This is a genomic window from Runella sp. SP2 (assembly GCF_003711225.1).
Lineage (GTDB): Bacteria > Bacteroidota > Bacteroidia > Cytophagales > Spirosomataceae > Runella.
This window is the reverse complement of the sequence record NZ_CP031030.1, coordinates 6,501,134-6,524,590: the sequence shown is the minus strand read 5'-3', so window position 1 is coordinate 6,524,590 and position 23,457 is coordinate 6,501,134. Positions and strand designations below refer to the sequence as shown.

Sequence of the window (23,457 nt, the reverse complement as noted above, 5' to 3'; positions counted from 1 at the left end):
TACAGGATTTTAAAACATTACGGCCACTGCTTCGGAATATCTAGCGTTCGCGCGTAGTTTCGGGGGCAGTGGCTGTGTATATAATCGAGTAGCTGCTGCACATCTCTTTCAAAGTCCACGTAATAATCCGTGTCAAATTTGGCCAGTTTTTTCATCAAACCGTCGGCCTTCTTCGCAATGTACTCCGCACACGAATCACTCTTGCTGTTATGAACACGTAACATCTCAGACTGATACTCAAAAAACGTGAGCAACAAATAAATCGTCAGTTCAATTTCGCCGTACTTATCTTTCGTAATCTTAATATGCTGGCTTATGTCCCCGCTAAAAGTCCGCATGTCCATCATCATCCAACCTGGGCTATCGTGGGTCATTTTGGCTACTTTCAGAATCCGTCGTTTGATGTCGTCACGGCGTTCCTGAACGGTATCTCCTTGTTCTATCAATTCAAACTCCAAACGTTTGACCAACATGTCATCTTTTGCCACCAAACGCAACAAGAGTTTGTCTTTTTCTTTTTGGGGCATGGCTACAATAGCCCTCTTCAATTCGTCTTCCAGCGCCATCTGCTAACTCTCTTGAACTGTCTATAGAATGTGAGCTTCCCGAAAGTCTGAAACTTTCGGGAAGCTTACTTCTGATGTTATATTCCTTTATAATCTTTCTTTTTCTGTCGTTTCTCTAACTCCTTGACAATCTCACCGTAGATACGCTCCATAAAGGCTGGATTGGTAGAATAGAATTTATAACTGCGATTGTACGCTACAGAGTCTATTCCGTACTTCTTAAAAATTTTGCCTTTCAAATACTCAGTAATTACCGTCGAGGAATCGAGTGAAGGCATGTTGAGCCGCCCAATTCGTGCTTCTAACAAGTGAATATCGGTCAAGATTTGTGACATTTTCTCTTCCGAAAGCGTTCCTTCGGGAACTTGGGGTTCGTCTTGGCATCCAGAAAACAAAGCTCCAAGCAGTAAAAAAGAAAACAAAAGACGTGGTATCATGGCCGATTTTTGTATTTTTGAACAGTTACAGCGACAAAATTACGAATGATTGAGCAATTTATAACGAAGATTCGCCAGTACGAAATTCGGATTCGCAAAGCGGTCAATGCCGACATGCGAGGCAGTTTCCGTTCGGTTTTTAAGGGATCTGGTCTGGAATTTACCGACCTTCGCGAATACCAATACGGTGACGACGTTCGGACGATTGACTGGAACGTGTCGGCCAAAGGCCACGGGACGTTTGTAAAAATCTTCCGCGAGGAAAAAGAACAAACCGTGTTTTTTCTGCTCGACGTCAGTGGCTCTCAGCAAGTAGGCGACGCCACCCAGTCAAAACTCAACACGGCCAAAGAGATTTGCGGGGTGTTGGCGTTGTCGGCCATTCAGGAGGCTAGTCACGTGGGATTACTGTGTTTTTCTGACCAAAAAGAAAAATACATTCGACCCTCCAACGGCATGAAACACGGGTATCAGTTTATTACGGAACTTTACAAGCTGAAACCACAATCTACTAAAACAAACCTTGCCGACGCCATTTTGTTTACACTTAACGTACTCAAACGCCGAAGTGTTGTCATTTTCATTTCTGACTTTATTGACACTAACTACGAACACAGCTTGCGCGCCCTTGCTCGTAAACACGATTTGGTGATGATTCACTTGCGCGACCAACGCGAGACTGATTTACCTCCTCTGGGTATCATCCCCATGCGCGACCCTGAAACTAATAAAACGACGTGGGTGAATACCTCTTCGCCTTGGTTTCGGAAACGGATACGCCATGAGTTTTCGCAATTGGGTCAAAAAATGGAGCAGTTTTCCCGACAAAACGACATCAATTACGTCGGTATCGACTCCAAGGCGGACTACGTTGGGCCGCTGGTGAAGCTCTTTAAAGTCCGACGACAACGCTAATTTAAACTTGGAAAGTCCCTCCTAAACACCACATTAGTTGAAAAAGCTCTTTTTATTTTGTTGGCTAATTGCCTCCCAGCTCCACGCCCAAACGCTTGATTCTCGCCTTTTGGAGCAAGTATATGGTTCACCACAGCCTGCCGACGTTCGGTTTGAGAAATTCATTTCTTCTACCACTACGCCCATCGGAATTGGCCTTCCTGTGGTTTATTTAGCCTCGGGTTTTGCCACCAAAAACAAAACCTTACAACAACACGGCTGGCACGCATTGGGGAGTTTTGTCGTGGCCAGTTCTATCACCCAAATCACCAAACGAATTGTATTGCGAGAACGACCATTCGTTGCTGAACCTCAACGATTTACCGCGCGCATTCCAGAAGAAGACATCAACTATTCGTTCCCCTCGGGGCACGCTACGACGGCTTTCAACGCCGCTACTACCCTGACTTTACATTACCCAAAATGGTACGTAGCGGTTCCTGCCTACGCTTGGGCCAGTGCCGTGGGGTATTCGCGCATGAGATTGGGGCTTCACTACCCCAGTGATGTGTTGGCGGGCGCAGTGACGGGAGCGGCAAGTGCATGGCTGACGTACAAAATCCAACAAAAATGGCTACGTCGGAAAGCAAAATAGCGCACATATTTGCATTTTTCTAAGTTATGCGCTTACCTTTGCGTTGCTTTTGCGCAAAAGCATATCTCAAAAAGGGGTGCCCCAAAATAACGGGCTGAGATCATACCCTAAAACCTGATCTGGGTAATGCCAGCGGAGGGAAGTTACAATGCGAAAATTTACATCTTGGTTTTTGGCCCTAGCAACGGGAGTGTTGCTATGCGTGCCTGCACTCGCCCAACTTAGCGTTTCGGGCAAAATCGTTGACGCGGAAGACGGAAAACCTTTGCCAGGAGCTACAGTTCGGGCAGGGAGCTTTCGAGGAACAGCAACCAACGAAAAAGGCGAGTTCTCTCTCAAAGATTTACCTAAAGACACTGATTTACTGGAGGTTTCATACGTTGGCTATGAAGCTAGTTTTATCAAAGTGCAGGACGTTGACAAAGTAATTAAACTTCAACGTAGCACTTTCAACGCCGACGAAGTCGTCATCAGTGCGACTCGTGCCAACGCGAAATCAGCCGTGGCTTTTACGAATGTTGACAAACTTGAACTCAGCAAACAAAACCTCGGGCAAGACCTGCCTATTTTGCTCAACTTTACGCCGTCGCTTGTCACTACTTCCGATGCGGGTGCGGGAGTGGGCTACACAGGAATGCGCATCAGAGGAACGGATGCGACGCGTATCAACGTGACTATCAACGGAATTCCGTACAATGACGCCGAAAGTCAAGGAACTTTTTGGGTTAATATGCCCGACTTTGGCTCGTCGGTAAGTAGCGTACAAATCCAGCGAGGCGTCGGAACATCCACCAACGGAGCGGCGGCCTTCGGAGCCACCGTCAACGTCAATACCAACGAATTTAGAAAAGAAGCCTACGCCGAAATCAACAACTCGGCGGGTTCATTTAACACCTTCAAGCACACCGTATTGGCAGGAACGGGTCTTATCAACAACCACTTTACGGTAGATGCTCGTTTGTCGAAAATCACCTCCGATGGTTTTATCGACCGCGCCAAATCCGACTTGAAATCGTTTTACTTGTCAGGGGCTTATTTTGGTAAAAAGAGCTCTGTCCGTCTCAATGTTTTTTCAGGGCGAGAAATCACCTACCAAGCATGGGAAGGAACTCCTGAAGCCCGCCTCAAAGGCGACCGTGAAGGGATTTTGGCCTACATTGACCGCAACGGCCTCAACGAGCGTGACGCCCAAAATTTGCTTAATTCCAACAGCCGTACGTACAATTTGTACCTCTACGACAACCAAGTGGACAACTACCAACAAGATCACTATCAACTGATTTCGTCGCATACACTTTCTAAAAACTGGACATTTAACCTCAATGGTTTTATGGTGAAAGGACGTGGTTTTTATGAGCAATTCCGCGACAACGACCGACTAGTCAACTATAAATTGCCCGACGTAGTGGTAGGAAGTCAAACCATTAGTCGGAGCGATTTGGTACGTCGTCGTTGGTTGGATAACTCATTTTACGGAACGACCTTTTCGTTGGATTACAACAGTTTTAAAAAGCTCACCGCCAACATTGGTGGAGGTTGGAACCAATACGACGGAGATCACTTTGGCGAAGTTATTTGGGCTCGTTACGCCAGTAACAGCGCCATCCGTCACCGCTATTACGAAAACGTCGGGCTAAAAACGGACTTTAACTTGTACGGAAAAGTATATTACCAACTTACCGACAAGCTCAACGTGTTTGGCGATGCCCAATTACGCACCATTGGCTATTTTGTAAAAGGAGACGATAACCAGCGTCGCCAGCAAAATCACGACGTTAATTACAACTTCTTTAACCCTAAAGCGGGTTTGACGTACCAAGTATCGGAAAGCAGTACGGCTTTTGCTTCTTTCAGCATTGCCCACCGCGAACCCAATCGCGATGACTTTACGGAATCAACGCAACAAATCCAGCCCAAGCCTGAAATGTTGCAGGATTTGGAACTAGGCTATCGTTTTCAGAAAGGTCGGGTAGCGGCTTCGATTGGAGGTTACTATATGAATTACAAGAACCAATTGGTGGTTTCGGGGCAATTGAACGACGTCGGGAATCCCATCAAAATCAACGTTCCCGAAAGTTTCCGCGCAGGGATTGAAATTGAGGCAGGTGCCCAGCTTCACAAGCAGTGGAAATGGAACGTAAACGCGACATTTAGCCGCAACAAAATCAAGAATTTCACCGAATACGTCATCAACTACGACGACGAAAACGGCGGCTACCAAATAACGAATCATGGCAACTCAACCATTGCTTTTTCGCCCAACGTCGTGGTAGGAAGTCAGTTGGTCTTTACACCTGCTAAAAATCTTGAATTGGCTTTGTTGAGCAAATACGTAGGCAAGCAATACCTCGACAACACCTCTAACGAGGCTCGTCGATTGGAAGCATATTTTACCAACGATTTACGTTTGGTGTATCGTATCAAACCCAAGTGGTTGAACGAAATCACGGTAAGTGCGTTGGCCAACAACGTTTTAAATGAATTGTACGAATCAAACGGCTACACCTATAGCTACGTCTATGGCGGGCAAACTAACACTGAGAATTTCTATTATCCACAAGCTGGACGCAACTTCTTAGTGAGTTTGGGGTTGAAGTTTTAGGAACTGAGTAGCCTTACCTAGATCAATTTTAAGATTCGTTTAAATTCTTTGAATGATACAATAGGAACAGGCGGAAATAAATCTTTTACTTTCAGAAGATTACGTATGTGTCTATCATCTGAAACGAGATAATCAGCATTTACCCCGATGGCACAATCTACAAACTTGTTGTCGTCGGGGTCTTGTTCGACTAATTGCCATTTATAAGAGGGTTCATATCGTAAATGATTCGCAGAAGTTAAAAGTGAGCTCATAACAAAATCTGCGGTAATACTACTAAACTTCTCACCCACCTGCTCGGTATATTCTTCAATAATTTCATTACTTAAAACCCAAATAAACTTCTCTGACATAAAAGCGTGGTAAAGCCATTTATTACGTCCTTTAGAGGGTACTGCTGCCAAAAAACCATTCGTATCTACAACCACTTTCATGATTTATTTCTCAGGTTTTTAAGCGCATCAGTACGGCTTTTTTCATTTAACTCACGGATTTCTTCATCGAGCTGAGCGATTGTTTTCCCTTTGGCTTTCATAGCCTTATCAGCTTCTTGTTCAGCCTTTTGAAAAAAATACTGAGTGAGTACATTTCGTACATTTACTAATTCTTCCTCTGGCAAGTCTCTTTCGAATAATTGAAGCAACATTGCTTGCCCATTAGTTAATTTGCGCGGGTTGGATGCTTGTACCATAGTTTATTTTTTTAACAAAAATACAATTTCTTACAAAGAAGTTTCCTTCATCTATTCAACAAAAAACTCCATCTGCCCAAACCTACACTTCGTCGGGAAAGGGCTAGAGAGTTGTTCTTTGTGCTCTACCTTTGAATCATCAAAACAGCCAGAAAACACAAACTCGTTCAATAATCTAAACTATAAACATCCTTACGACCATGAACACTAACATGACTTCTGCCAATCAAAACAACTACGATGAATTTTTGATGAAAGCTGCTCGCCGTCGGGTAGGTTTTCAAACGCACGCTTTTGTTTACCTTCTTGTTAACTCTTTTATTTCGGCGCTTTGTTTATTTTCTGATGGCAAACTTCCCATAGGCTTGTGGCTATCGTGGGGATTTGGACTAGCCATTCATGGCATCGTCGCCTACTTTGCCTTCGATACTAAAAAAGCGACCGAGCGAGAGTACGAGAAACTGCTCAAAGAGAAGAAAATGGACTAAATATCGTGGGTCGGGTAGTGTGGGCGGGTTGCTCACAACCCGACCCTCGCAGCCTGGGGTTGTGAGCAACCCCAGGCACATATTTAGCAACCCCGAGCACTTATTTTTAAGCTTCTCCTAAGAAAGGATAGCGGTAGTCGATAGGCGAGACAAACGTTTCTTTAATCGTACGAGGCGATACCCAACGCAACAAGTTGAGGATAGAGCCTGCTTTGTCGTTGGTGCCTGATGCTCTCGCTCCCCCAAACGGCTGTTGCCCCACTACGGCACCCGTTGGCTTATCATTGATGTAAAAATTACCTGCGGCATTCACCAATTTCTTGCTGGCAAACTCAATCGCATAGCGGTCTTGGGCAAAAATCGAACCCGTCAACGCGTACGGCGACGTCGCATCTACCAAGGCCAATGTCTCTTCAAATTTCTCTGGCTCATAGACATAAATCGTCAACACAGGGCCAAAGATTTCTTCACACATCGTCGTGTAATTCGGGTCAGTGGTTAGAAGTACCGTGGGTTCGACAAAATACCCCTTCGATTTATCACAATTCCCACCCGTAACGACCGTTACCCGAGGGTCGTTTTTGGCGTTGGCAATGTAAGTAGCAATTTTATCAAACGATTTTTCGTCAATCACCGCATTCACAAAATTGGAGAAATCTTCGGTTCCACCCATTTTTATCGTGGCAAGGTCTTCCACCATGTAGTTTTTGATGCTATCCCACAGATTTGAAGGCAAATACGCCCGCGACGCAGCCGAACATTTTTGGCCTTGGTATTCAAAAGCTCCGCGCACCAATCCTACTGCTACCGCTTTGGCATCGGCCGACGAATGCGCTACCACAAAGTCTTTTCCTCCCGTTTCGCCCACAATTCTTGGAAACGATTTATAACGCGGAAGGTTTTCGCCAATGGTTTTCCAAATGTGCTGAAATACTTTTGTACTTCCCGTAAAGTGGATTCCTGCAAAGTCGGGGTGACTAAAAATCACATCGCCCGCCACGGGACCATCCACGTAAATGAGGTTGATGACGCCGTCGGGGAGACCTGCCTCTTTGAATACTTTCATCAAGACGTTAGCCGCATACACTTGCGTCAAGGCAGGTTTCCACACGCACACGTTGCCCATCAAAGCGGCTGACGTAGGTAAATTTCCAGCAATTGCCGTAAAGTTGAACGGAGTCAGTGCAAACACAAAACCTTCGAGCGGACGGTGCTCAAGGCGGTTCCAGATACCATCCGACGACTGCGGTTGTTCTTTGTAAATTTGAGAAGCGTAGTAAACGTTAAAGCGTAGAAAATCAATCATTTCGCAGGCCGCGTCAATCTCGGCTTGGTACGCATTTTTTGATTGTCCAAGCATGGTTGCCGCGTTGATTTCCGCGCGGTATGGGCCTGCCAACAAATCGGCTGCTTTTAGGAAAATACTGGCACGGTGTTCCCAGCTCAAGTTTGCCCATCTTTCGCGCGCGCCCAAAGCGGCCTCAATTGCCTTTTGCACGTGCGACGCATCACCCAACGAATAATACCCTAACACGTGTTGGTGGTCGTGAGGGGGAGTTACGGCGTATTTTTCATCCGTCATAATTTCCTCACTTCCAATGTACATCGGAATATCAATTTGTTTGCTCCGTGCTTCCGCCAAAGCCGCTTTCAAAGCCGCTTTTTCGGGCGAATTGGGGGCATACGATTTTACAGGTTCATTTTTAGGGGCTGGTACATTAAAAAATCCAGTAGCCATGATTTGGTTTGGTTTGAAGTTTTTTATAAAAGTCCATGGTTAATGATTCACAGTTCATGGTCGATAGTCCATGGTTAATGATTATCCTGCTTTATTAACCATCGACCATGGACTATCGACTGTCAACTACATTTACTTCCACGTAAGTCCCATGTTTTGGAACATAAACGCGTACGTATCGGCAGTAGTTTCAAGCGCCTTTTTGGTATTGCTTGCCCCGTGTCCACTGTTCACATCCACCCGAATCAATAACGGATTGGTGCTACTTTTTCCCGCTTTTTCTTGCAATTCGGCGGCGTACTTAAACGAGTGAGCAGGTACTACTCGGTCGTCGTGGTCGGCGGTGGTTACGAGCGTGGCAGGGTAATTTACTCCTGTTTTGATGTTGTGCAAAGGTGAATACGCATACAACGCTTTGAATTCTTCGGCATTATCGCTGCTGCCGTAATCAGCAATCCAGTTCCAACCAATGGTAAACTTATGGAAGCGGAGCATGTCCATTACTCCCACCGCAGGGAAGGCTACTTTGCACAAGTCGGGGCGTTGGTTAATGACAGCCCCTACCAGCAAGCCCCCATTAGAGCCTCCTTGCAATGCCAAACGCGCCGATGAAGTATATTTTTCTTTGATAAGAAACTCAGCCGCGGCAATGAAATCGTCAAATACGTTTTGCTTTTTTAGTTTCATTCCTTGTTTGTGCCATTCTTCACCGTACTCGCTTCCTCCGCGTAAGTTGGCTTGGGCATACACTCCACCTTGATCCAAAAACGGCATTCGCGTTGGGCTAAATGAAGGCGTCAAGCTAATGTTAAAACCGCCATAACCGTACAAAACCGTAGGGTTAGTACCGTCCAATTTCAATCCTTTTTTGTAGGTGATAAACATTGGCACTTTGGTGCCGTCTTTACTGGTATAAAATACTTGTTTTGTTTCGTAGTCGGTAGGTTTGAAACTCACCTCTGGCTCGCGGAACACCGTGCTTTTCTTGGTGGCGATGTCGTAGCGGAAAATCGTAGGAGGATAATTAAACGAAGTGTAGGTATAAAACACAAACTTATCGTCGTCTTCGCCCCCAAAACCACCTGCCGAACCTAGTCCTGGCAACGGAACTTCGTTTTCCAATTGGCCTTTCATGTTATAGACATACACACGCGTCGTCACATCTTTTGAATAAAGTGCAAACAACTTACCACCTGCCGTACCAACACCCGTCAATGGTTCAGGTTTTTCGGGCAAAAACGGTTTCCACGTTTTAGTAGCGGTTTCGTAGAGCATTACTTTTTCGTTGGGGGCATTTTCGTTGGTATTAATCAAAAATCCACCTGCCACGTTGTCAACCACACTGTAACTAAAATTAGTAATCTCGCTCACAATCGGCGTAAACTCCTTTTGGCCTTTGGCACGATAAAACAACGCATTTCCGTCTTTTCCTTTTCCACGGTCTGAGAGATTTAAGAAGGCAAATTGCTCATCTTCACTCACATACACCCCGTGAAAACGCTGTAAGTTTACTTTGTCTTCATACACCAACTCGTCGGCAGCTTGTGCGGTTCCTACTTTGTGGTAAAACACTTGGTGGTTTTCATTTTTGGCCGCCAAAGCGCTTCCTTCAGGCTTGGGATAACGGCTGTAGTAGAAGCCATCGCCCTGCCAAGAAGCGCCTGATACCTTTACCCATTCAATTTTATCAGAAAGCATTTGAAGGGTTTTCATGTCCATAATTTGGTATTCTTGCCAATCTGAGCCTCCTTTTGAGAAGCCACAAACGGCATAATTTCCATTTTTGGATAAATTAAAAACCGTCAAGCGCGTCGTACCATCGGCTGAAAGCTTGTTAGGATCCATGACCAATTCAGGCGTTCCATTAAGCCCTTTTTGGCGATACAACACCGACTGATTTTGCAAACCGTCGTTTTTGTAGAAATAAAAATACTCGCCTTTTTTGCGGGGGGCCGAATACTTAGGGTAATTATAGGCTTTTTCTAAATCACTGAATATCTTCCCTTTAAACGGAATTTTATTCAAGTACGCAAACGTCACCTCATTTTGGGCTTTAACCCACGCGCCTGTTTCGGCCGAGCGGTCGTCTTCGAGCCAGCGGTAGGTGTCGGTTACTTTGGTTCCGTGGTATTCATCCACGTGATCTACTTTACGGGTGGTTGGGTATATCATTTGAGCAGAAGCTGTGGCGGACAATAACGCCAAGACTAGAAAGGATTTGGACATGGGTGACTGTTAGGTTTTTAATTAGTGTTGACGAAACGAAAGTGTCGAACAAAAATAGAAAATGTCGCCCGCTTGTTAGCAGGCGACATCAAAAAATCTTGCTTTGACAACTTTTTATTTCAATTTATCCCCTACTGCGTCCGAAAAGTAAACGAAAAATGAATCGTGATTTCGTCCTCAATCTTTACGAAAAGCAGCGAAGGCCGATCGACCTTGAACTCCGATAACTTTACGGGAAAAGCTCCCTCTACCCGAATCGTGTTTCCTTCGGTATAGGTTTTTGTCGTGATGCTCATCGGTTTAGTCACGCCATGAAAGTTGAGACTTCCATTGATGATTAAATTCGATTCATTTCGCGAAAGTTGGGCGCTGGTAAAATTGATTTTAGGGTACGTCAGTGCTTCAAGCGCTTCCAAGGCGTGCGAGTCGCGGTTGGTATTGCGACTATCAAAAGCCATTACTTTGGCACTAATGGCGACAGTTTCGAGTTTCGCCTCGTCTTCGTCGTACGTCACTACGCAATCCACTTCGCGGCATACAGCTTTCCACGAATGCAATGGATGTTTTCCTTCGTAGCTAATCCACGAGCTAGCTTTATTACTGAATAATTTACGTTTAAGTGTTTTAGGGCCAAACGTAAAGCCCGATAGCAACCCAATGGCTGCTAAAGCATAAAATATTATCTTTTTCATACTAATTTACACGATTAGGGAAGAAACAATAAAACCAATCATCGAAACTGAAACACCACGATACTAGCCGTAAAAGCCCCCACGGTAGTATAGGCTACCGCGCGGTGATAGGGTTTTAGCTCAGGATTTTTGGAAATTTGGTGGCCTAGGACGTTGGTACCTATCATGCCCAATAAATGCACCATGGCCAACATTCGATGCACTTTGGCGCTACTAAATCCTTTTCGATGGACGATGGCAGAAGGAGCGGTAAGCGCCATCGTTGCCGTGAGGGTATAACCAATATTCACGCCTTTGGCAAGGACGCGGTGGGTAGCGCGGAGGTCGTCACTGTAGTTTTTATACATTTTTCCTCCTACCACTCCCTGTGCCACCATCCCCACAAAGGTCAGCAAACCCGCTGCTTGGTGGATATTGAACATGGTTCGACGGATTTTAAACTCTTGCTGGCGATTTTGGCGGTTGAGCGGAATCCAGTGGCGCATTAACCCATGATGTCCCCAAAGCATTTTTTGGGTAAAAATCATTTTTTGCGGAAGTAGAACGGGAGATTGCAAGCTGTCTTTGATGTCCACCAACAGCGTGTCGGTCAGACTTAGTTGGGCGTAGGCGCTGCTCGTCAGGCACAGCAGTGCCAGAAGTAACACTTTTCTCATAAGTTTTCAATTAAGTAGGGTAGTAAAATATATGTAGCTACATCTACGAAAAAGAGAGCGTTATAGATGCGTCGGCACAAAAAAAGCCGCACTTTGAGTGCGGCTTAACGAATTTTTTTCTAAAATCCTAAGGAGATACCAAGGCATAGTTGTTAATCGTTCCGCCCGTTTTTTGGCTGGCAGTCGTACGAGTAAGTACCAATTCCGTTTCAGAAGCAGAATTAATCGTAAACTGAATCGTGCCCGAAGTTCCTGTAGGTTGTGGCGTCAAGCTTTTGAGTGTCAGGGTATTTCCTGCCGCACTTTCTTGTACTTCCCACTGACCTGTAAAAGTATTTCCGTCAAATTCTTTGTACGACACCGCCGTTGGGCTACTCAAATCCAAACGAAAGTTTACGTATCCCGCTTTGGCGTTACTCGCGCCACCTTTGGTATAAACCGTAGTCGTGCCTTCTTTAACGGTCTGGGCACTCCAAACTCGTCCTATAATTTCGCTGAGAGGTTTGGCATTGGGCTTGCACCCCGATAATAGGAAAATACCTACCACTGCAGCTCCTAAGAATGTACAAATGCGTGTCATGTTTTCTGTGCTATGTTTTAAAAACAACCGTGTCTTTCTACCTCAATACATACAAAACCTAAGCCAAAGCTTAAATATTGCGCCCGAATATCAGTTTTTTTTGAAAATTCTGCAAGTTTTTGCGGTAAAAGCTAGGTTTAACCGCCTATTTTGAACGTTTTGAACGTCAGACGGTCGTCAGACGTCATTGGTTCGGCTATTCGCTCTTTATTTTCGGTTTCGGTCTGACTATCGTCTGACCTACTTTACGTCAGACGGTAGTCAGACGTCATTGGTTCGGCTATTCGCTCTTTATTTTCGGTTTCGGTCTGACTACCGTCTGACCTATTTTACGTCAGACGGTAGTCAGACGTCGTTGGTTCGGCTATTGGTCGCTCTTCATTTTCGGTTTCGGTCTGACTACCGTCTGACCTACTTTACGTCAGACGGTAGTCAGACGTCGTTGGTTCGGCTATTGGTCGCTCTTCATTTTCAGTTTCGGTCTGACTATCGTCCAGTTTCGGTCTGACTACCGTCTGACCGGGGTTTTAATAAAGACGTAAACCACAGCGCTGGGGTTGTAATTACTTCAGAAAATAAATTACGGCATTCTCAGCGACTGCCAGCTTACCATTTGCCAACCTGCTTTATTTTTCACATAGACATCCGTAAATCGAAAGCGTGTGTTGAGCTGTTGGCCATTGCTCAGCACTTTTGCCGCACACATACCCGTGATAACAGCCGTCTTACCATAAACACGCACCTTCAAATCTTCGGGTACCATTTCTTGGTAAGTAAGCTTTCCATCTTTAATAGATTGTACAAATGACGTTTTGGTGTCAATCAACCCGTTTGAATGGCAATAATATAGGTCTTCGGCGAGTACTTTGTCGAGATAAGCGTAGTCTTTGCTTACCAGCGCAGCAAAACGATCTTTTTCAATGGTAGCAACGGCAGTTTCGGTCGAAGTTTGCGACCAAACCACGTAGCTTTTACATATCCAAAGCGTTAGCAAAGCTGCAATGAGGGTAAAACGAGAGATGGTTTTCATAAGAGATGGTTTATAAATTTTTCTTTTTTAATTCTGCAACGGCATGATTAACGGCCCGCGCCGTAAAGGCCATAAACGTCAATGAGGGATTTTGGGTACTAATCGAAGTCATCGCAGCACCGTCGGTCACAAACACGTTTTTACAAGCATGAAGTTGATTCCACTTATTGACCAGCGACGTCTTGGGGTCGGCGCCCATTCTAACTCCACCCATTTCGTGAATGTCAAGCCCAGGGGATTGTTTGGTATCAATCGTCCGAATGTTTTTACAACCTGCTTTGGTTAGCATTTCAACGTTGGTTTCCCAAAAATGTTTCAACATTTTCTCATCGTTATCATCGTAGCCAATCGACGTAATTAACTGCGGAATACCGTATTTATCTTTTTTATCTTGGCTCAAACGCACGTGGTTTTCGTACTTGGGAATGGTCTCTGCCTGAATCTGCACAGACAAATGCCAAGGGCCAGGTTTTGCATTGGCCTCTTTCCAAGCTGCCCCAAAACCCTCTTCGCCAGCGGCGCTTCCCCAACCGCCTCTTGCTGCACTCATCGCCACCAAGTAACCCCGCAAAAAGTCGGTTTCTTGTTTGTGCACATTCTGATACCTCGGCATAAAACCCGACGTAGGTCGGCGACCAAAGTAATATTTATCTTCAAAACCGTCGATGTCGGCATACACATGACCTCGGTAATTATGAAAAGCTACATGGTGCCCCAGCATACCATTGTCGTTGCCCAGTCCGTTGGAAAAACGATTTGAGGTAGAATTCAACAAGATTTGGTTGGAGGCCAAACAGGAAGCATTTAGGAAGATGATTTTTGCGTAATACTCAATCGTTTCGAGCGTATTGGCATCGACGATTCGTACTCCTGTCGCCTTCCCTGCTTTTTCATCATAAATAATAGAATGGACCACCGAATGCGGACGAATGGTCAGTTTACCCGTTTTGCGAGCCGCAGGCAATGTAGCCGACTGCGAACTAAAATACGCCCCAAACGGGCAGCCACGGTAGCACAAATGCCGCGCTTGACACTGTGCCCTCCCCAAAGCTGTATGCCAAGGCTGAGGCTTAGTTAAGTGTGCACACCGCCCAATAATCAAATGACGGTCGGTATAGTGTTTTTTAAACGACTGCTGAAGGTGCTTTTCCACGCAATTCAACTCCCAAGGTGGCAAAAACTCCCCATCGGGTAACCCTTCGAGTCCGTCTTTATTTCCTGATATACCCGCAAAACGCTCCACGTAACTGTACCAAGGTGCGAGCTCGTCGTAAGTGACAGGCCAAGGCACCGCAAAGCCATCACGGGCAGGGCCTTCAAAATCGTATTTGGCCCAGCGCTGCACCTGCCGCGCCCACAGCAGCGATTTGCCACCTACCTGATACGCCCGAATCCAATCAAATGGCTTTTCTTGGATGTAAGGTTGTTCGTCATCTTTCGTAAAAAACTGTTGCGTAGCCTCATCTAGTGCGTAACAGCGGCTTACAATCGGATTTTTTTCCCGAAACGAAGGAGGCAGCCGATTGTGGTGCGGCAAATCCCACGGGTTTTTCATGGCCGTGGGATAGTCAGTAATATGGTCAACGTTGCGCCCTCGGTCAAGTACTAAGGTACGCAAACCCTTTTCGCACAATTCTTTGGCCGCCCATCCACCCGAAATCCCCGAGCCAATCACGATGGCGTCGTATTGATTCCCCTGTTTAGCATCAATATTAAAATACATAAAGTACTGATTTATAAAGACAAAGTAGTAAATACAAACAAAATACTCTCTCCTAAGGCATCAATAACCTCGTTTTGATTGCGTCGGGAATCGCCGCTTTTTGTTTATTGAGATAATCATAAAAAACAATGCGAGCTACCCCTTCTGCCGCTACCCGCTCGTAGGTTTTACTTACTACTAAATGTTGAATTTGGACGCTAAATTCATCCCAACTTTCGGGGATAATACGTGACGTAACAATGACTGTGTCAGGATAAGTTAGCGGGAACTTGTATTTACACCTGATTTCGGCCAAAATAGCCCCTACACCGTCTGGCGCAAAACCAATGCGCAGAATATCTGAGAAAAACCGAATCCGACTCGATTCCATGTAACGCAAATACACCGTATTGTTGACATGTTGCATTGCGTCCATATCGCCCCATTGTACGGGAATTTCTACGTACGAAGGATAGTCTTTGATGAGATCTTTTACTATTTCCATGACATATTGAGCTTACTGTTCCTCTTTGTTTGCCAAATAGGCGTAATCGTTGACGACTGTCAGCAAAAATGTACGGTATTCTAACGGAGACGTTATTTCCAATACTTCGGCTACTTTTTCAGCAGTCCGTTCCAACAGTTCGTCGTTTGATGTACGCAACACCTGACGAATGGTTTCGATGTCGGCGTCTTTGAGCTGGTTGGCAGTGGCATAGGTCACCAAATAATCGTCTGGCAGTTCTTGGTACACCACCTGACTGAGCAAGACACGCTTGGTGGTTTTGACCACCGTTGTTCCCGCCGCAATGTCCCCAATTCGTTGCCCTTTTCCGTTGGCCGCAATCGTAATAATGGCCACTAATGGCGTCAAGATTTCGGTATCGACCAATATCAACAACCATCGCAAGAGATACGCCCCCAGCGTGGCTGGGCTTCCGTCAAGCAACACTACCCTGATTCGCATGGCGCGCTTACCGAGGGTTTGACCATTCAAAAAATATTCTGTTAAAATTGGGTACAGCATGATGGGCAAAACAACGATTACAATCATCACAAACGTACTCGTGCCGCTTCCTCTGCCCATTGCGCCGTAGGCAACTATCCAAGCAATCACCCAACCAATGTAAATAAGGCGGTCGATAAGATTGGCAGCGATTCGTTCCCCAATGCTCGCAGGTTCATATTCTAAATCGACATTTTGGGAGGTTTGGATTCTAACAGACATATTTTTATAAAGAGTGTGTAAACAATTAGCAAATGAGTGAGGAGTTTTTCCTAACTTTTGCGCAAAATAGAAAAATCAGGCAGTTTGTTACTACTTCATTTGCGCATTTTTCATGAAAGAAGCCGTATTTGTAAAACGAAATACCGAAAAGTGGCAAGCGTACGAATCGACGCCCACCCACGACCCCGACCAACTCACCGAACGGTTTATCGAACTGACCGACGACCTTTCATACGCTCGGACGTTTTACCCCAAGGCAAACGTAACGCGCTACCTCAATGGTATCACGGCACAGTTTCACCAAAAACTTTATTCCAACCGCCGCGAAGACCGCAATCGTGTTGCCCGTTTTTGGCGCGAGGAGCTGCCTCTGCTCATGTACGAATCGCGGTTTAAGCTCTTGTATTCTTTTGTGTTTTTCATGGGGGCTTGCGTATTAGGTTGGGTTTCGGCGGCCAACGATGACACCTTCGTTCGGCTTATTTTGGGCGATGCTTACGTCAATCAAACCCTCGAAAACATCAACAATGGTGACCCATTGGCCATCTATGGCCATACGGGCCAAGTAAGTATGTTTTTGCAAATTACGTTTAACAACATTCGGGTTTCCTTCGTAGCTTTTGTATTAGGCATTGTTTACTCATTTGGTACCATTGTCATTTTGTTCAAAAATGGGGTCATGCTCGGTGCGTTTCAGTTCTTTTTCTTTGAACGTGGACTACTGCTTACCTCCGTACTAAAAATTTGGATTCACGGGACGCTCGAAATCTCGGCCATTGTAATTGCAGGGGCGGCAGGCTTGGTGATGGGGCACAGTTTGTTGTTTCCACGCACTTACAGCCGACTCGAATCTTTCAAGCAAGGTGCCAAAAAAGGGGTAAAAATTGTCATTGGCCTGGTACCTATTTTTGTCACCGCAGGCTTTCTCGAAAGTTTTGTCACACGCCTCACCTTGCCCGCTTTTGTTAGCGGAAGCATTATTTTGATTTCGGCCGTATTTATTATTTGGTATTTTGTAATTTATCCTCGACAACTCTCTCAACACAAATGAAACCACCTGTTATACTTCTCCAACAACGCGATTTTGGACAAAAAATCAACGCGACGTTCGACTTTGTTGTCCAAAACTTCAAACCATTGGCAATTAGCCTTTTATACATAGCAGGCCCTCTTTCGTTGGTGGGTGGTTTTTTTATGGGCTCTTACCAATCGGGTATCTTAGAAATGCAAAAAAGCGTACTCGAAAGTGGCTCTTCTTCTTTTGATGGTATCTATCAAATGGTAGGAACCGTGTTTTTGTTGAGCTTCTTTTTGATTTTAGCCAACATTATTTCGTCCCTAGTCATTGGGGCTTACTTTTTGGAATACGAAGCTGGAAATCGAAACATCACACCCGAAATCGTCTGGAATCGTTTGAAAGGCTATATCGGCAAAGCGCTCATTTTCAACTTTGTGATGGGTATCGCCGTTGTCGCTGGTATTGTATTTTTCTTACTTCCTGGCATTTATCTGGGCGTCACGCTTTCGCTCATGACCATGATTTTGATGCGCGAAAACCTCGATTTGGGTGATACTTTCCGTCGCTGTTTTTACCTCATCAAAGATAAATGGTGGTCCACGTTTGGACTTCTCTTTGTGATGGGCATTGTGTCATCCATCATTGGATACGCTTTTCAAATTCCGACCCTTATCCTGACAATCATGAGTTCGTTGCAGGTTAAGCTGGCAAACACCGAAGTATTGATGACCATTAGTGGGGTCATTGCCACCGTTGGAGGCGGACTGGTACGGTCATTGGTGCTAATCGCCATTGTATTTCAATACTACAATTTAGTCGAGCGCCGCGAAGGCTCAGGCATCCTCGGCGCCATCGACAACATTGGCAAAACAGACACTCCCCGCACCGATTTACGCGAAGAAGAGTTTTAAATGCTTGCGCACAGTTAGCAAAGGGCAAATTTTATTATACTTGTCAACTTGCCCTTTGCCAATTTGCCCCCTTGCAAATTTTACTTGTCGTCCAGTGCTTGATAAATCATTAAATCAAACTTGCGGTCGAGTTCGCCGCCCATGCTGGTAGGCCACATTTGCTTCATTAATACGGCACAAATTTTCTCCCTTGGGTCAGCAAAATAATGCGTACTGAAGGCCCCGCCCCAGCTAAAGGTGCCGACGCTGCTGTAAATGTCGTTGGCGCGCCCTGCTTCATTAATCACGCTGAAACCTAAGCTGAAATAATTACGAGGGTCGGGAAATAGCGTACCGCTTTGGTTGGTATTGGTAAACAACTCTACTCCTCGGCGACTTAATAAGCGCTTGCCGTTATAAGTACCTCCATTGAGCAACATTTGCAAGAAAACCGCGTAGTCGTAGGCCGTACTGGTGAGACCGCCACCGCCCGAAAAATACGATTTAGCCCCTTTGATGGGATAGTCGGGGTCGCTTCCAAGGTTATCGAGCGACCCTTTTATAAGGGTTTTCTCTTTGGTTTCGGAATAAATCGGCACCAAGCGGTCTTTCTTGGCATCGGGCAAATAAAAATGGGTGTCTTTCATGCCCAAGGGTTCAAAAATGTGTTTCTGAAAATACTGTTCTAGCGTTTCTCCCGAAACCACTTCTACCAAGTACCCCAACACGTCGGAGCTGAGGCCGTACGTCCATTTTTCACCTGGCTGATGCGTGAGAGGTAGCTTGGCTAATTTCTTGATGTTTTCGCCAATGGTCAGGTTTTTGGTCGTGAAGGCATCCACAATTCCCGCTTTTGAATACACGGCCTTGATGCGGTCGTCGCTCCCGATGGCGTTGTAATTAATCCCCGACATGTGCGACAACAAATGCCGAACCGAAATTTCGCGTTTGGCAGGAACGGTCGTGTAGGTGCTGTCTTTGGGGTTAAATTGGTCAATGACGACGGGCTTGGCAAACTCAGGAATGTACTTGCTGATGGGGTCGTCGAGCATGATTTTGCCTTCTTCGTGGAGCATCATCACCGCCAGCGACGTAATGGCCTTGGTCATGGACGCGATGCGGTACATGGCATCTTTGCTCAAAGGCTTGTTGGCGTCGAGGTCGGCCTTGCCAAAGGCTTTGTGGTAAACGATTTTTCCATCCCTAACAACGATGGCCGCCACGCCAGGAAATGCGCCTTTGTCGATGTACGACTGCAAAACGCCATCGAAGCGACTGAGGCGTTCGCTGTACATCCCGACGGTTTCGGGAGCAGCAGCAGTCAGCAAAGGTGGTTTTTGTTGGGTGCCTGTTTGGGCAAAAACGGTTGCAGTTGTCAACGCTACAAACGCCGACGTCCGAAAAAAAGTCAGAAGATTCATGTGATTGGTTAAGGTTTGATAGTCAGTAAAGTTATACAGCTATCAAGTCATTTGCAAACTCCTCAAACGACTTAATTCGATATTGACTTTGAACCAAACCGTTGAGTACCCGATAAGTAGGCGAAGACAGGTTTTTGAAGATGTCTGCCAGTTGCTCCGTAGAACGTACATCGTTTTGAGGAGCGAGTTCAATTAAATGTCGGTCGTTTTGGTATTGGTGAATAAAACCGTACAAACTCAAACCATCGGTAGAAGTATAGCCAAAGTCGAGCATAAACGAAGGCGTGTCGGTAAAACAAGCCTCCAAGCCCATGGTCGTTCCCATGTGAAAAAAGGCATCGGCATTGGCAATCTTCTCAAATTTCTCCAGAATATGGCTGTCTTTGACCGACAAATCCAACGTTCGGAAACCGTCGTCCATCACCACATTGGGTAAGCTGCGCAACGGTGCGTACAACTCCCAATTACCCTGCACAGGATACGGCCGAACCACCAACTTCAAATCGGGGCGGGCTTGTTGCAGGGTTTCAGCCACTTGTTTGACCACACTCACTTCGTCGCGGACAAGGTCAACGACGCCAATCGCGCAGCCGACATAGACGTAAGGAAAATGGTAGGTACGGGGCAACTGAGCCGCCACTTTGCGGTACTCGTCGATATAGGCAAACTGACTGGCACCCACTACACTCGCACGTGAAGGCGATACGTGCTGTAAATGAATCAAATCTTCGCGAATGCGCTCGTTCCAACACACGTAGGTCGCCCGCGACGAAAAACAGGTATGTTTACAGGCGTGGTCCCAGCTATAGACATAGACCTTCACAGGGTGGTTTTCGTGAACCAAACGCGCCATCAAAAAATCGTCGGCAATGGCCGTAAAACACACAAACTGGTCGATGCCCGTGAGGTCGGTTTGGGCTCGGTACCGAAGTCGGTTCAGATAAAAATCGTAGGAAATGATTTTGGGCAACCGACGCACCCACGCCAAAATTTGGTGATTTTTTTTCAGCACGGCAGCGTCCGTAGCAAGCGATGCTTTAAAAAGCTCCATCAAAAAGAAATTGTGACGGCTTTCGGGAATTTGTCGGAAGAGGATGTAGAGTTTTATCCAGAGGCTATTCCACCAGCCTCCCTTTTTTTCGTTGATGAGCCGAAACTCCACGCCCGAAGGCAAGTGACGTAAAATCTCCTCTTTGTTCTCAGGACGACCAAAGATGGTAACCTCATGCTGCTGGGCAACTTCCGTAATAACTCGCCGCACATCGTTGCGGAAATCAAAAAAAGAAACGACAAATCCGATTTTCATGGGGAATGTTTGTGTCACGGACGTCCCCGTCCGTAAATGTCATCACAATAAAAATATAAATTACTCACACCCCCAAATCCGTGTTATCAAGAAAAATTTGGTACATTATTACTGTTGTGTTAGTTTTACGTCTAAACAGTCATCAAACGTATGAAAAAAATAACCTTCGCATTCCTCTGCTTCGTAAACCTAGCAGCCAACGCCCAAACCATCTTTCAGGCCCAAGAAGTTGACAAAGCCGCTACTCCCCAAGGCGGAACTCCATTGTTTCAAGAATACATCAAGGCCAACTTACAAGTACCATTTGCTACGCGCGTGGCGGGCGTAAAAGGACGCGTATTTCTGAGCGGGGTAATAGAACCCGACGGAAGTGTGTCGGAGTTAAAAGTGACTAGAGGAATTCAACCCCAAGCCGATAAAGAAGCCTTACGGGTAGTAGGGTTATATCGCGCGTGGCAGCCAGCAGTCAAAGACGGTAAACCCGTACGACAAGCGTTTAATTACTCGGTCGTTTTTCCCGACAACCCCATCACCAATTACGACAGCACTTCGCACAGCTTGGTTGATTATTTCAATGATAAATTCCAATATACCCAAGAACCAAAGGAATACCACTTCCGCCGCTTGATTCCTGTCGATAACAATGGGGTATTGACTGCGGACGTGGTTTTTGAACAGTTTAAGAAAAAAGAGTGGAAACCATATATGTCGGCCAACTACTCCAAAAAGCCGATGATGTACAAAGTTGAAAACGGAAATAAGATTGATTCGTTGCCTGCGTACCGTATCACTGCTCGCGACCAAGACTGGAATTCGTACGTCCCCGAAATGATAGTTCAAACCAATGGGCAGTTGCTTTCCACGACAGAGTATAAAAATAGCCTTGCCAAAGCGAACTATTCGCATTATTACCTCAATGGAGTTTTAAAAGAAAACATGATGGTTGATGGCCCCAATTTTAGGGAGACACATTGGTACGACAATGGGCAAATTGCTGAAATCATTCAGAGAGAGCCTAAAAACGAATCAGGCTCCACGACAGTTCGCACGATAGCGCTTTGGTCAAAAACGGGGCAGCAGTACGTCAAAGACGGCAACGGCTGGGCGGTAAAACAAGAAGGAGAGCAAGGATTGCTGGTCAATGGTAAGAAAGAAGGACGGTGGGTCTCTAAGCTCGCCGATAGTACTTTGTATATTGAGGAGTTTTACTCCGCAGGGGTGTTGACCAAAGGTACAATTTATGACAAAGACGAGGTACGAACATACACGGAAGCTGAAATAAACGCTCAATTTAAAGGGGGATTCCCCGCATTAGGGCAGTTTTTAGCCCAAAACCTACGCTACCCCGCAGAGGCATCTCGTAAAAAAGTTTCGGGGAAAGTATATCTAACGTTTGTCGTTTGTGAAGATGGTTCTTTGTGTAATTACGAAATACTAAAAGGCATCGGAAGTGGCTGCGACGAAGAAGCGCTACGGGTAGTGAAGGAAATGAGTGGCATGTGGCAACCTGGCATACAACGCGGCAAAAAGGTGCGGGTTAAGTATAATTTGCCAATATCCTTTATTTTACGATAAGTATTAACCCACTAGTAGTTAACTAAACCTACCACTTATTACATTGTTCAGTAAATAATTGCATCGCCGAAAACTGGATGGCATAGTCGGCAGGTAATCAGAGTTTTGTATAGCGACTTCGAACGCCTGTGTTGCACAGGTCGGTTATCAGTTGGCCGTTTTCTAGTTCTAAATACCACGTATCACAGGCCAAGCACAGCACCAACGCACACGAGGGATTAGGAGCAAGTTTTTTTTTCGGTTCGACGGTAAACTTTTTACCCTGATACACCAAATACTTTGGGGCGCAGCAAGCAGGCAAGCCGTTGGCATCAAGAACAACGCCGTCGTAGCGGATTTCAAATACGGTGGCGTCTTTGGGGTCTATTAGTTCCCATTGTTTTGCATCGCCCCCTTGCTTTACGGCATTGAGCATCCATTTTCCAACTACAGGTTTTATTTCGTCAGGAGCTAGACGCTTTTCATCACACGACCATAATATCACCGTTACTAAAAAAAACAGTAGTCCTTTCGCTTTCATCGATTCATTTATTTGATATTCAGCGGCTTATATTTTTCAAATCTTAACATACCGAACCCGTGCTAATCCATTGCAATAACTAACCGTTAGTACGTTGTCTTGCAAATCCATGTTCCATGTTTCACAATAAACACAATTAATCAAAGCACACATCGGATTGTCGGGAACTGTTTCTTTGGGAACAATACTAAATTTTTTACCATTTAGATTGAGATATAGGGGGCCACAGCAGGTAGATAAACCATCTGAATCAAGAACGACACCATCATAGCGGATTTCAAATTGGTGTTGACCACTTTGCGTCACAACTCCCCATTCCTTTTTGTCGGCCTGCTCAATGGCAGTCACTCGCCATTTGCCTACCAAAGGCTGTATTTCTTCTGGGGTAAGCTGCTTTTCTTTGCACGAAAAAATACCTAAAATAAGAAAGAAAATCCAAACAACATTTTTCATCAAGTTCACAGTTTTTAATGGTTGGGCCTAGTTAGTAAAACACAGATTATCCGTGACAATCCGTCCAATCAGTGTCATCCGTATTCCAT

General features: G+C 45.5%; 25 protein-coding genes and 1 riboswitch. Of the genes, 8 read left to right on the top strand and 17 right to left on the bottom strand.

Annotated elements, in window-relative coordinates; translation table 11 throughout:
* Positions 1-17: 17 nt before the first annotated feature.
* Together DTQ70_RS26300 and DTQ70_RS26295 are read right to left on the bottom strand one after the other, a co-directional pair.
* On the bottom strand, positions 18-566 hold the full coding sequence (locus DTQ70_RS26300) for a hypothetical protein (RefSeq protein ID WP_028524918.1): 549 nt from the start codon (positions 564-566) through the stop codon (positions 18-20).
* 77 nt (positions 567-643) lie between these two features.
* A complete protein-coding gene (locus DTQ70_RS26295) occupies positions 644-1,003 on the bottom strand; it encodes a DUF4296 domain-containing protein (protein WP_122933557.1) in 360 nt (119 codons plus the stop codon).
* A gap of 45 nt (positions 1,004-1,048) precedes the next feature.
* Here DTQ70_RS26295 and DTQ70_RS26290 point away from each other — a divergent pair, with 45 nt between their 5' ends.
* The 3 genes from DTQ70_RS26290 to DTQ70_RS26280 all read left to right on the top strand — a co-directional run bounded on the left by DTQ70_RS26290 (position 1,049) and on the right by DTQ70_RS26280 (position 5,154).
* Positions 1,049-1,918, top strand: a complete 870-nt coding sequence (locus tag DTQ70_RS26290) for a DUF58 domain-containing protein (protein ID WP_206019584.1) — start codon at positions 1,049-1,051, stop codon at positions 1,916-1,918.
* 37 nt (positions 1,919-1,955) lie between these two features.
* Entirely contained in the window at positions 1,956-2,552 is a 597-nt protein-coding gene (locus DTQ70_RS26285; RefSeq protein WP_122933556.1) for a phosphatase PAP2 family protein, read from the top strand.
* 62 nt (positions 2,553-2,614) lie between these two features.
* Positions 2,615-2,710, top strand: a riboswitch (TPP riboswitch).
* The gene (locus DTQ70_RS26280) at positions 2,701-5,154 is read left to right on the top strand and encodes a TonB-dependent receptor (RefSeq protein ID WP_122933555.1); all 2,454 of its coding nucleotides are present in this window, start codon (positions 2,701-2,703) and stop codon (positions 5,152-5,154) included. (Overlaps the previous riboswitch by 10 nt.)
* Positions 5,155-5,171: 17 nt before the next feature.
* On the opposite strand, the gene DTQ70_RS26275 is transcribed toward DTQ70_RS26280, so the two are convergent.
* Both DTQ70_RS26275 and DTQ70_RS26270 read right to left on the bottom strand, forming a co-directional pair.
* Entirely contained in the window at positions 5,172-5,588 is a 417-nt protein-coding gene (locus tag DTQ70_RS26275) for a putative toxin-antitoxin system toxin component, PIN family (protein ID WP_122933554.1), read from the bottom strand.
* Positions 5,585-5,845 (bottom strand): hypothetical protein, encoded by a 261-nt coding sequence (locus DTQ70_RS26270; RefSeq protein ID WP_122933553.1) that lies wholly within the window; start codon positions 5,843-5,845, stop codon positions 5,585-5,587. Before DTQ70_RS26270 ends, DTQ70_RS26275 begins: the two co-directional genes overlap by 4 nt.
* A gap of 200 nt (positions 5,846-6,045) precedes the next feature.
* Between DTQ70_RS26270 and DTQ70_RS26265 the strand changes: the two genes are divergently transcribed.
* Entirely contained in the window at positions 6,046-6,333 is a 288-nt protein-coding gene (locus DTQ70_RS26265) for a 2TM domain-containing protein (RefSeq protein ID WP_122933552.1), read from the top strand.
* 106 nt (positions 6,334-6,439) lie between these two features.
* On the opposite strand, the gene pruA is transcribed toward DTQ70_RS26265, so the two are convergent.
* From pruA to DTQ70_RS26240, 5 genes are all read right to left on the bottom strand, one after another.
* The gene (gene pruA, locus DTQ70_RS26260) at positions 6,440-8,071 is read right to left on the bottom strand and encodes an L-glutamate gamma-semialdehyde dehydrogenase (RefSeq protein ID WP_122933551.1); all 1,632 of its coding nucleotides are present in this window, start codon (positions 8,069-8,071) and stop codon (positions 6,440-6,442) included.
* A gap of 132 nt (positions 8,072-8,203) precedes the next feature.
* Positions 8,204-10,297, bottom strand: a complete 2,094-nt coding sequence (locus DTQ70_RS26255) for a prolyl oligopeptidase family protein (RefSeq protein ID WP_122933550.1) — start codon at positions 10,295-10,297, stop codon at positions 8,204-8,206.
* A 131-nt stretch (positions 10,298-10,428) separates the two neighbouring features.
* Complete coding sequence (locus DTQ70_RS26250) at positions 10,429-10,989, bottom strand: YceI family protein (RefSeq protein WP_122933549.1); 561 nt, start codon at positions 10,987-10,989, stop codon at positions 10,429-10,431.
* A gap of 38 nt (positions 10,990-11,027) precedes the next feature.
* Complete coding sequence (locus DTQ70_RS26245) at positions 11,028-11,645, bottom strand: hypothetical protein (RefSeq protein WP_122933548.1); 618 nt, start codon at positions 11,643-11,645, stop codon at positions 11,028-11,030.
* Between the two features lie 127 nt (positions 11,646-11,772).
* Complete coding sequence (locus tag DTQ70_RS26240) at positions 11,773-12,225, bottom strand: hypothetical protein (RefSeq protein ID WP_122933547.1); 453 nt, start codon at positions 12,223-12,225, stop codon at positions 11,773-11,775.
* Between the two features lie 187 nt (positions 12,226-12,412).
* Here DTQ70_RS26240 and DTQ70_RS30880 point away from each other — a divergent pair, with 187 nt between their 5' ends.
* Positions 12,413-12,733 carry a hypothetical protein gene (locus tag DTQ70_RS30880; RefSeq protein ID WP_164490214.1) on the top strand — a complete coding sequence of 107 codons (321 nt, stop codon included), beginning with the start codon at positions 12,413-12,415 and terminating at the stop codon, positions 12,731-12,733.
* A 72-nt stretch (positions 12,734-12,805) separates the two neighbouring features.
* Here the strand turns inward: DTQ70_RS30880 and DTQ70_RS26235 are convergent, their stop codons facing one another.
* From DTQ70_RS26235 to DTQ70_RS26220, 4 genes are read right to left on the bottom strand one after another with little or no spacing between them, the layout of a single operon-like run.
* On the bottom strand, positions 12,806-13,255 hold the full coding sequence (locus DTQ70_RS26235) for a nuclear transport factor 2 family protein (protein WP_122933546.1): 450 nt from the start codon (positions 13,253-13,255) through the stop codon (positions 12,806-12,808).
* 10 nt (positions 13,256-13,265) lie between these two features.
* Complete coding sequence (locus tag DTQ70_RS26230) at positions 13,266-14,978, bottom strand: GMC oxidoreductase (RefSeq protein ID WP_122933545.1); 1,713 nt, start codon at positions 14,976-14,978, stop codon at positions 13,266-13,268.
* Positions 14,979-15,030: 52 nt separating this feature from the next.
* Positions 15,031-15,462: a thioesterase family protein gene (locus DTQ70_RS26225; protein WP_122933544.1), complete on the bottom strand. Its 432-nt coding sequence runs from the start codon at positions 15,460-15,462 to the stop codon at positions 15,031-15,033.
* Positions 15,463-15,474: 12 nt separating this feature from the next.
* Positions 15,475-16,185, bottom strand: a complete 711-nt coding sequence (locus DTQ70_RS26220) for an RDD family protein (RefSeq protein WP_122933543.1) — start codon at positions 16,183-16,185, stop codon at positions 15,475-15,477.
* A 112-nt stretch (positions 16,186-16,297) separates the two neighbouring features.
* Here DTQ70_RS26220 and DTQ70_RS26215 point away from each other — a divergent pair, with 112 nt between their 5' ends.
* Complete coding sequence (locus DTQ70_RS26215) at positions 16,298-17,236, top strand: stage II sporulation protein M (protein ID WP_122933542.1); 939 nt, start codon at positions 16,298-16,300, stop codon at positions 17,234-17,236.
* The gene (locus DTQ70_RS26210) at positions 17,233-18,114 is read left to right on the top strand and encodes a hypothetical protein (RefSeq protein WP_122933541.1); all 882 of its coding nucleotides are present in this window, start codon (positions 17,233-17,235) and stop codon (positions 18,112-18,114) included. The genes DTQ70_RS26215 and DTQ70_RS26210 overlap by 4 nt, the downstream gene beginning before the upstream one ends.
* Positions 18,115-18,194: 80 nt before the next feature.
* Here DTQ70_RS26210 and DTQ70_RS26205 read toward each other — a convergent pair whose 3' ends face one another.
* Both DTQ70_RS26205 and DTQ70_RS26200 read right to left on the bottom strand, forming a co-directional pair.
* Positions 18,195-19,514, bottom strand: a complete 1,320-nt coding sequence (locus DTQ70_RS26205) for a serine hydrolase (protein WP_122933540.1) — start codon at positions 19,512-19,514, stop codon at positions 18,195-18,197.
* 31 nt (positions 19,515-19,545) lie between these two features.
* Positions 19,546-20,820 carry a hypothetical protein gene (locus DTQ70_RS26200; protein WP_122933539.1) on the bottom strand — a complete coding sequence of 425 codons (1,275 nt, stop codon included), beginning with the start codon at positions 20,818-20,820 and terminating at the stop codon, positions 19,546-19,548.
* A gap of 150 nt (positions 20,821-20,970) precedes the next feature.
* Between DTQ70_RS26200 and DTQ70_RS26195 the strand changes: the two genes are divergently transcribed.
* On the top strand, positions 20,971-22,395 hold the full coding sequence (locus tag DTQ70_RS26195) for an energy transducer TonB (protein ID WP_122933538.1): 1,425 nt from the start codon (positions 20,971-20,973) through the stop codon (positions 22,393-22,395).
* A gap of 97 nt (positions 22,396-22,492) precedes the next feature.
* Here DTQ70_RS26195 and DTQ70_RS26190 read toward each other — a convergent pair whose 3' ends face one another.
* Both DTQ70_RS26190 and DTQ70_RS26185 read right to left on the bottom strand, forming a co-directional pair.
* Positions 22,493-22,915 carry a hypothetical protein gene (locus tag DTQ70_RS26190; protein ID WP_122933537.1) on the bottom strand — a complete coding sequence of 141 codons (423 nt, stop codon included), beginning with the start codon at positions 22,913-22,915 and terminating at the stop codon, positions 22,493-22,495.
* 36 nt (positions 22,916-22,951) lie between these two features.
* A complete protein-coding gene (locus DTQ70_RS26185; protein WP_122933536.1) occupies positions 22,952-23,368 on the bottom strand; it encodes a hypothetical protein in 417 nt (138 codons plus the stop codon).
* Between the last annotated feature and the right edge of the window lie 89 nt (positions 23,369-23,457).

Excerpts from the sequence above, each read along its gene's own strand:
- DTQ70_RS26190 (WP_122933537.1), bottom strand. The coding sequence starts at position 22,915 with ATGAAAGCGAAAGGACTACTGTTTTTTTTAGTAACGGTGATATTATGG.
- DTQ70_RS26270 (WP_122933553.1), bottom strand. The coding sequence starts at position 5,845 with ATGGTACAAGCATCCAACCCGCGCAAATTAACTAATGGGCAAGCAATG.
- DTQ70_RS26200 (WP_122933539.1), bottom strand. The coding sequence starts at position 20,820 with ATGAAAATCGGATTTGTCGTTTCTTTTTTTGATTTCCGCAACGATGTG.
- DTQ70_RS26245 (WP_122933548.1), bottom strand. The coding sequence starts at position 11,645 with ATGAGAAAAGTGTTACTTCTGGCACTGCTGTGCCTGACGAGCAGCGCC.
- DTQ70_RS26295 (WP_122933557.1), bottom strand. The coding sequence starts at position 1,003 with ATGATACCACGTCTTTTGTTTTCTTTTTTACTGCTTGGAGCTTTGTTT.
- DTQ70_RS26185 (WP_122933536.1), bottom strand. The coding sequence starts at position 23,368 with ATGAAAAATGTTGTTTGGATTTTCTTTCTTATTTTAGGTATTTTTTCG.
- DTQ70_RS26240 (WP_122933547.1), bottom strand. The coding sequence starts at position 12,225 with ATGACACGCATTTGTACATTCTTAGGAGCTGCAGTGGTAGGTATTTTC.
- DTQ70_RS26300 (WP_028524918.1), bottom strand. The coding sequence starts at position 566 with ATGGCGCTGGAAGACGAATTGAAGAGGGCTATTGTAGCCATGCCCCAA.
- DTQ70_RS26215 (WP_122933542.1), top strand. The coding sequence starts at position 16,298 with ATGAAAGAAGCCGTATTTGTAAAACGAAATACCGAAAAGTGGCAAGCG.
- DTQ70_RS26290 (WP_206019584.1), top strand. The coding sequence starts at position 1,049 with ATGATTGAGCAATTTATAACGAAGATTCGCCAGTACGAAATTCGGATT.
- DTQ70_RS26230 (WP_122933545.1), bottom strand. The coding sequence starts at position 14,978 with ATGTATTTTAATATTGATGCTAAACAGGGGAATCAATACGACGCCATC.
- pruA (WP_122933551.1), bottom strand. The coding sequence starts at position 8,071 with ATGGCTACTGGATTTTTTAATGTACCAGCCCCTAAAAATGAACCTGTA.
- DTQ70_RS26275 (WP_122933554.1), bottom strand. The coding sequence starts at position 5,588 with ATGAAAGTGGTTGTAGATACGAATGGTTTTTTGGCAGCAGTACCCTCT.
- DTQ70_RS26220 (WP_122933543.1), bottom strand. The coding sequence starts at position 16,185 with ATGTCTGTTAGAATCCAAACCTCCCAAAATGTCGATTTAGAATATGAA.
- DTQ70_RS26235 (WP_122933546.1), bottom strand. The coding sequence starts at position 13,255 with ATGAAAACCATCTCTCGTTTTACCCTCATTGCAGCTTTGCTAACGCTT.
- DTQ70_RS26265 (WP_122933552.1), top strand. The coding sequence starts at position 6,046 with ATGAACACTAACATGACTTCTGCCAATCAAAACAACTACGATGAATTT.
- DTQ70_RS26195 (WP_122933538.1), top strand. The coding sequence starts at position 20,971 with ATGAAAAAAATAACCTTCGCATTCCTCTGCTTCGTAAACCTAGCAGCC.
- DTQ70_RS26250 (WP_122933549.1), bottom strand. The coding sequence starts at position 10,989 with ATGAAAAAGATAATATTTTATGCTTTAGCAGCCATTGGGTTGCTATCG.
- DTQ70_RS26225 (WP_122933544.1), bottom strand. The coding sequence starts at position 15,462 with ATGGAAATAGTAAAAGATCTCATCAAAGACTATCCTTCGTACGTAGAA.
- DTQ70_RS26280 (WP_122933555.1), top strand. The coding sequence starts at position 2,701 with ATGCGAAAATTTACATCTTGGTTTTTGGCCCTAGCAACGGGAGTGTTG.
- DTQ70_RS26255 (WP_122933550.1), bottom strand. The coding sequence starts at position 10,297 with ATGTCCAAATCCTTTCTAGTCTTGGCGTTATTGTCCGCCACAGCTTCT.
- DTQ70_RS26210 (WP_122933541.1), top strand. The coding sequence starts at position 17,233 with ATGAAACCACCTGTTATACTTCTCCAACAACGCGATTTTGGACAAAAA.
- DTQ70_RS26205 (WP_122933540.1), bottom strand. The coding sequence starts at position 19,514 with ATGAATCTTCTGACTTTTTTTCGGACGTCGGCGTTTGTAGCGTTGACA.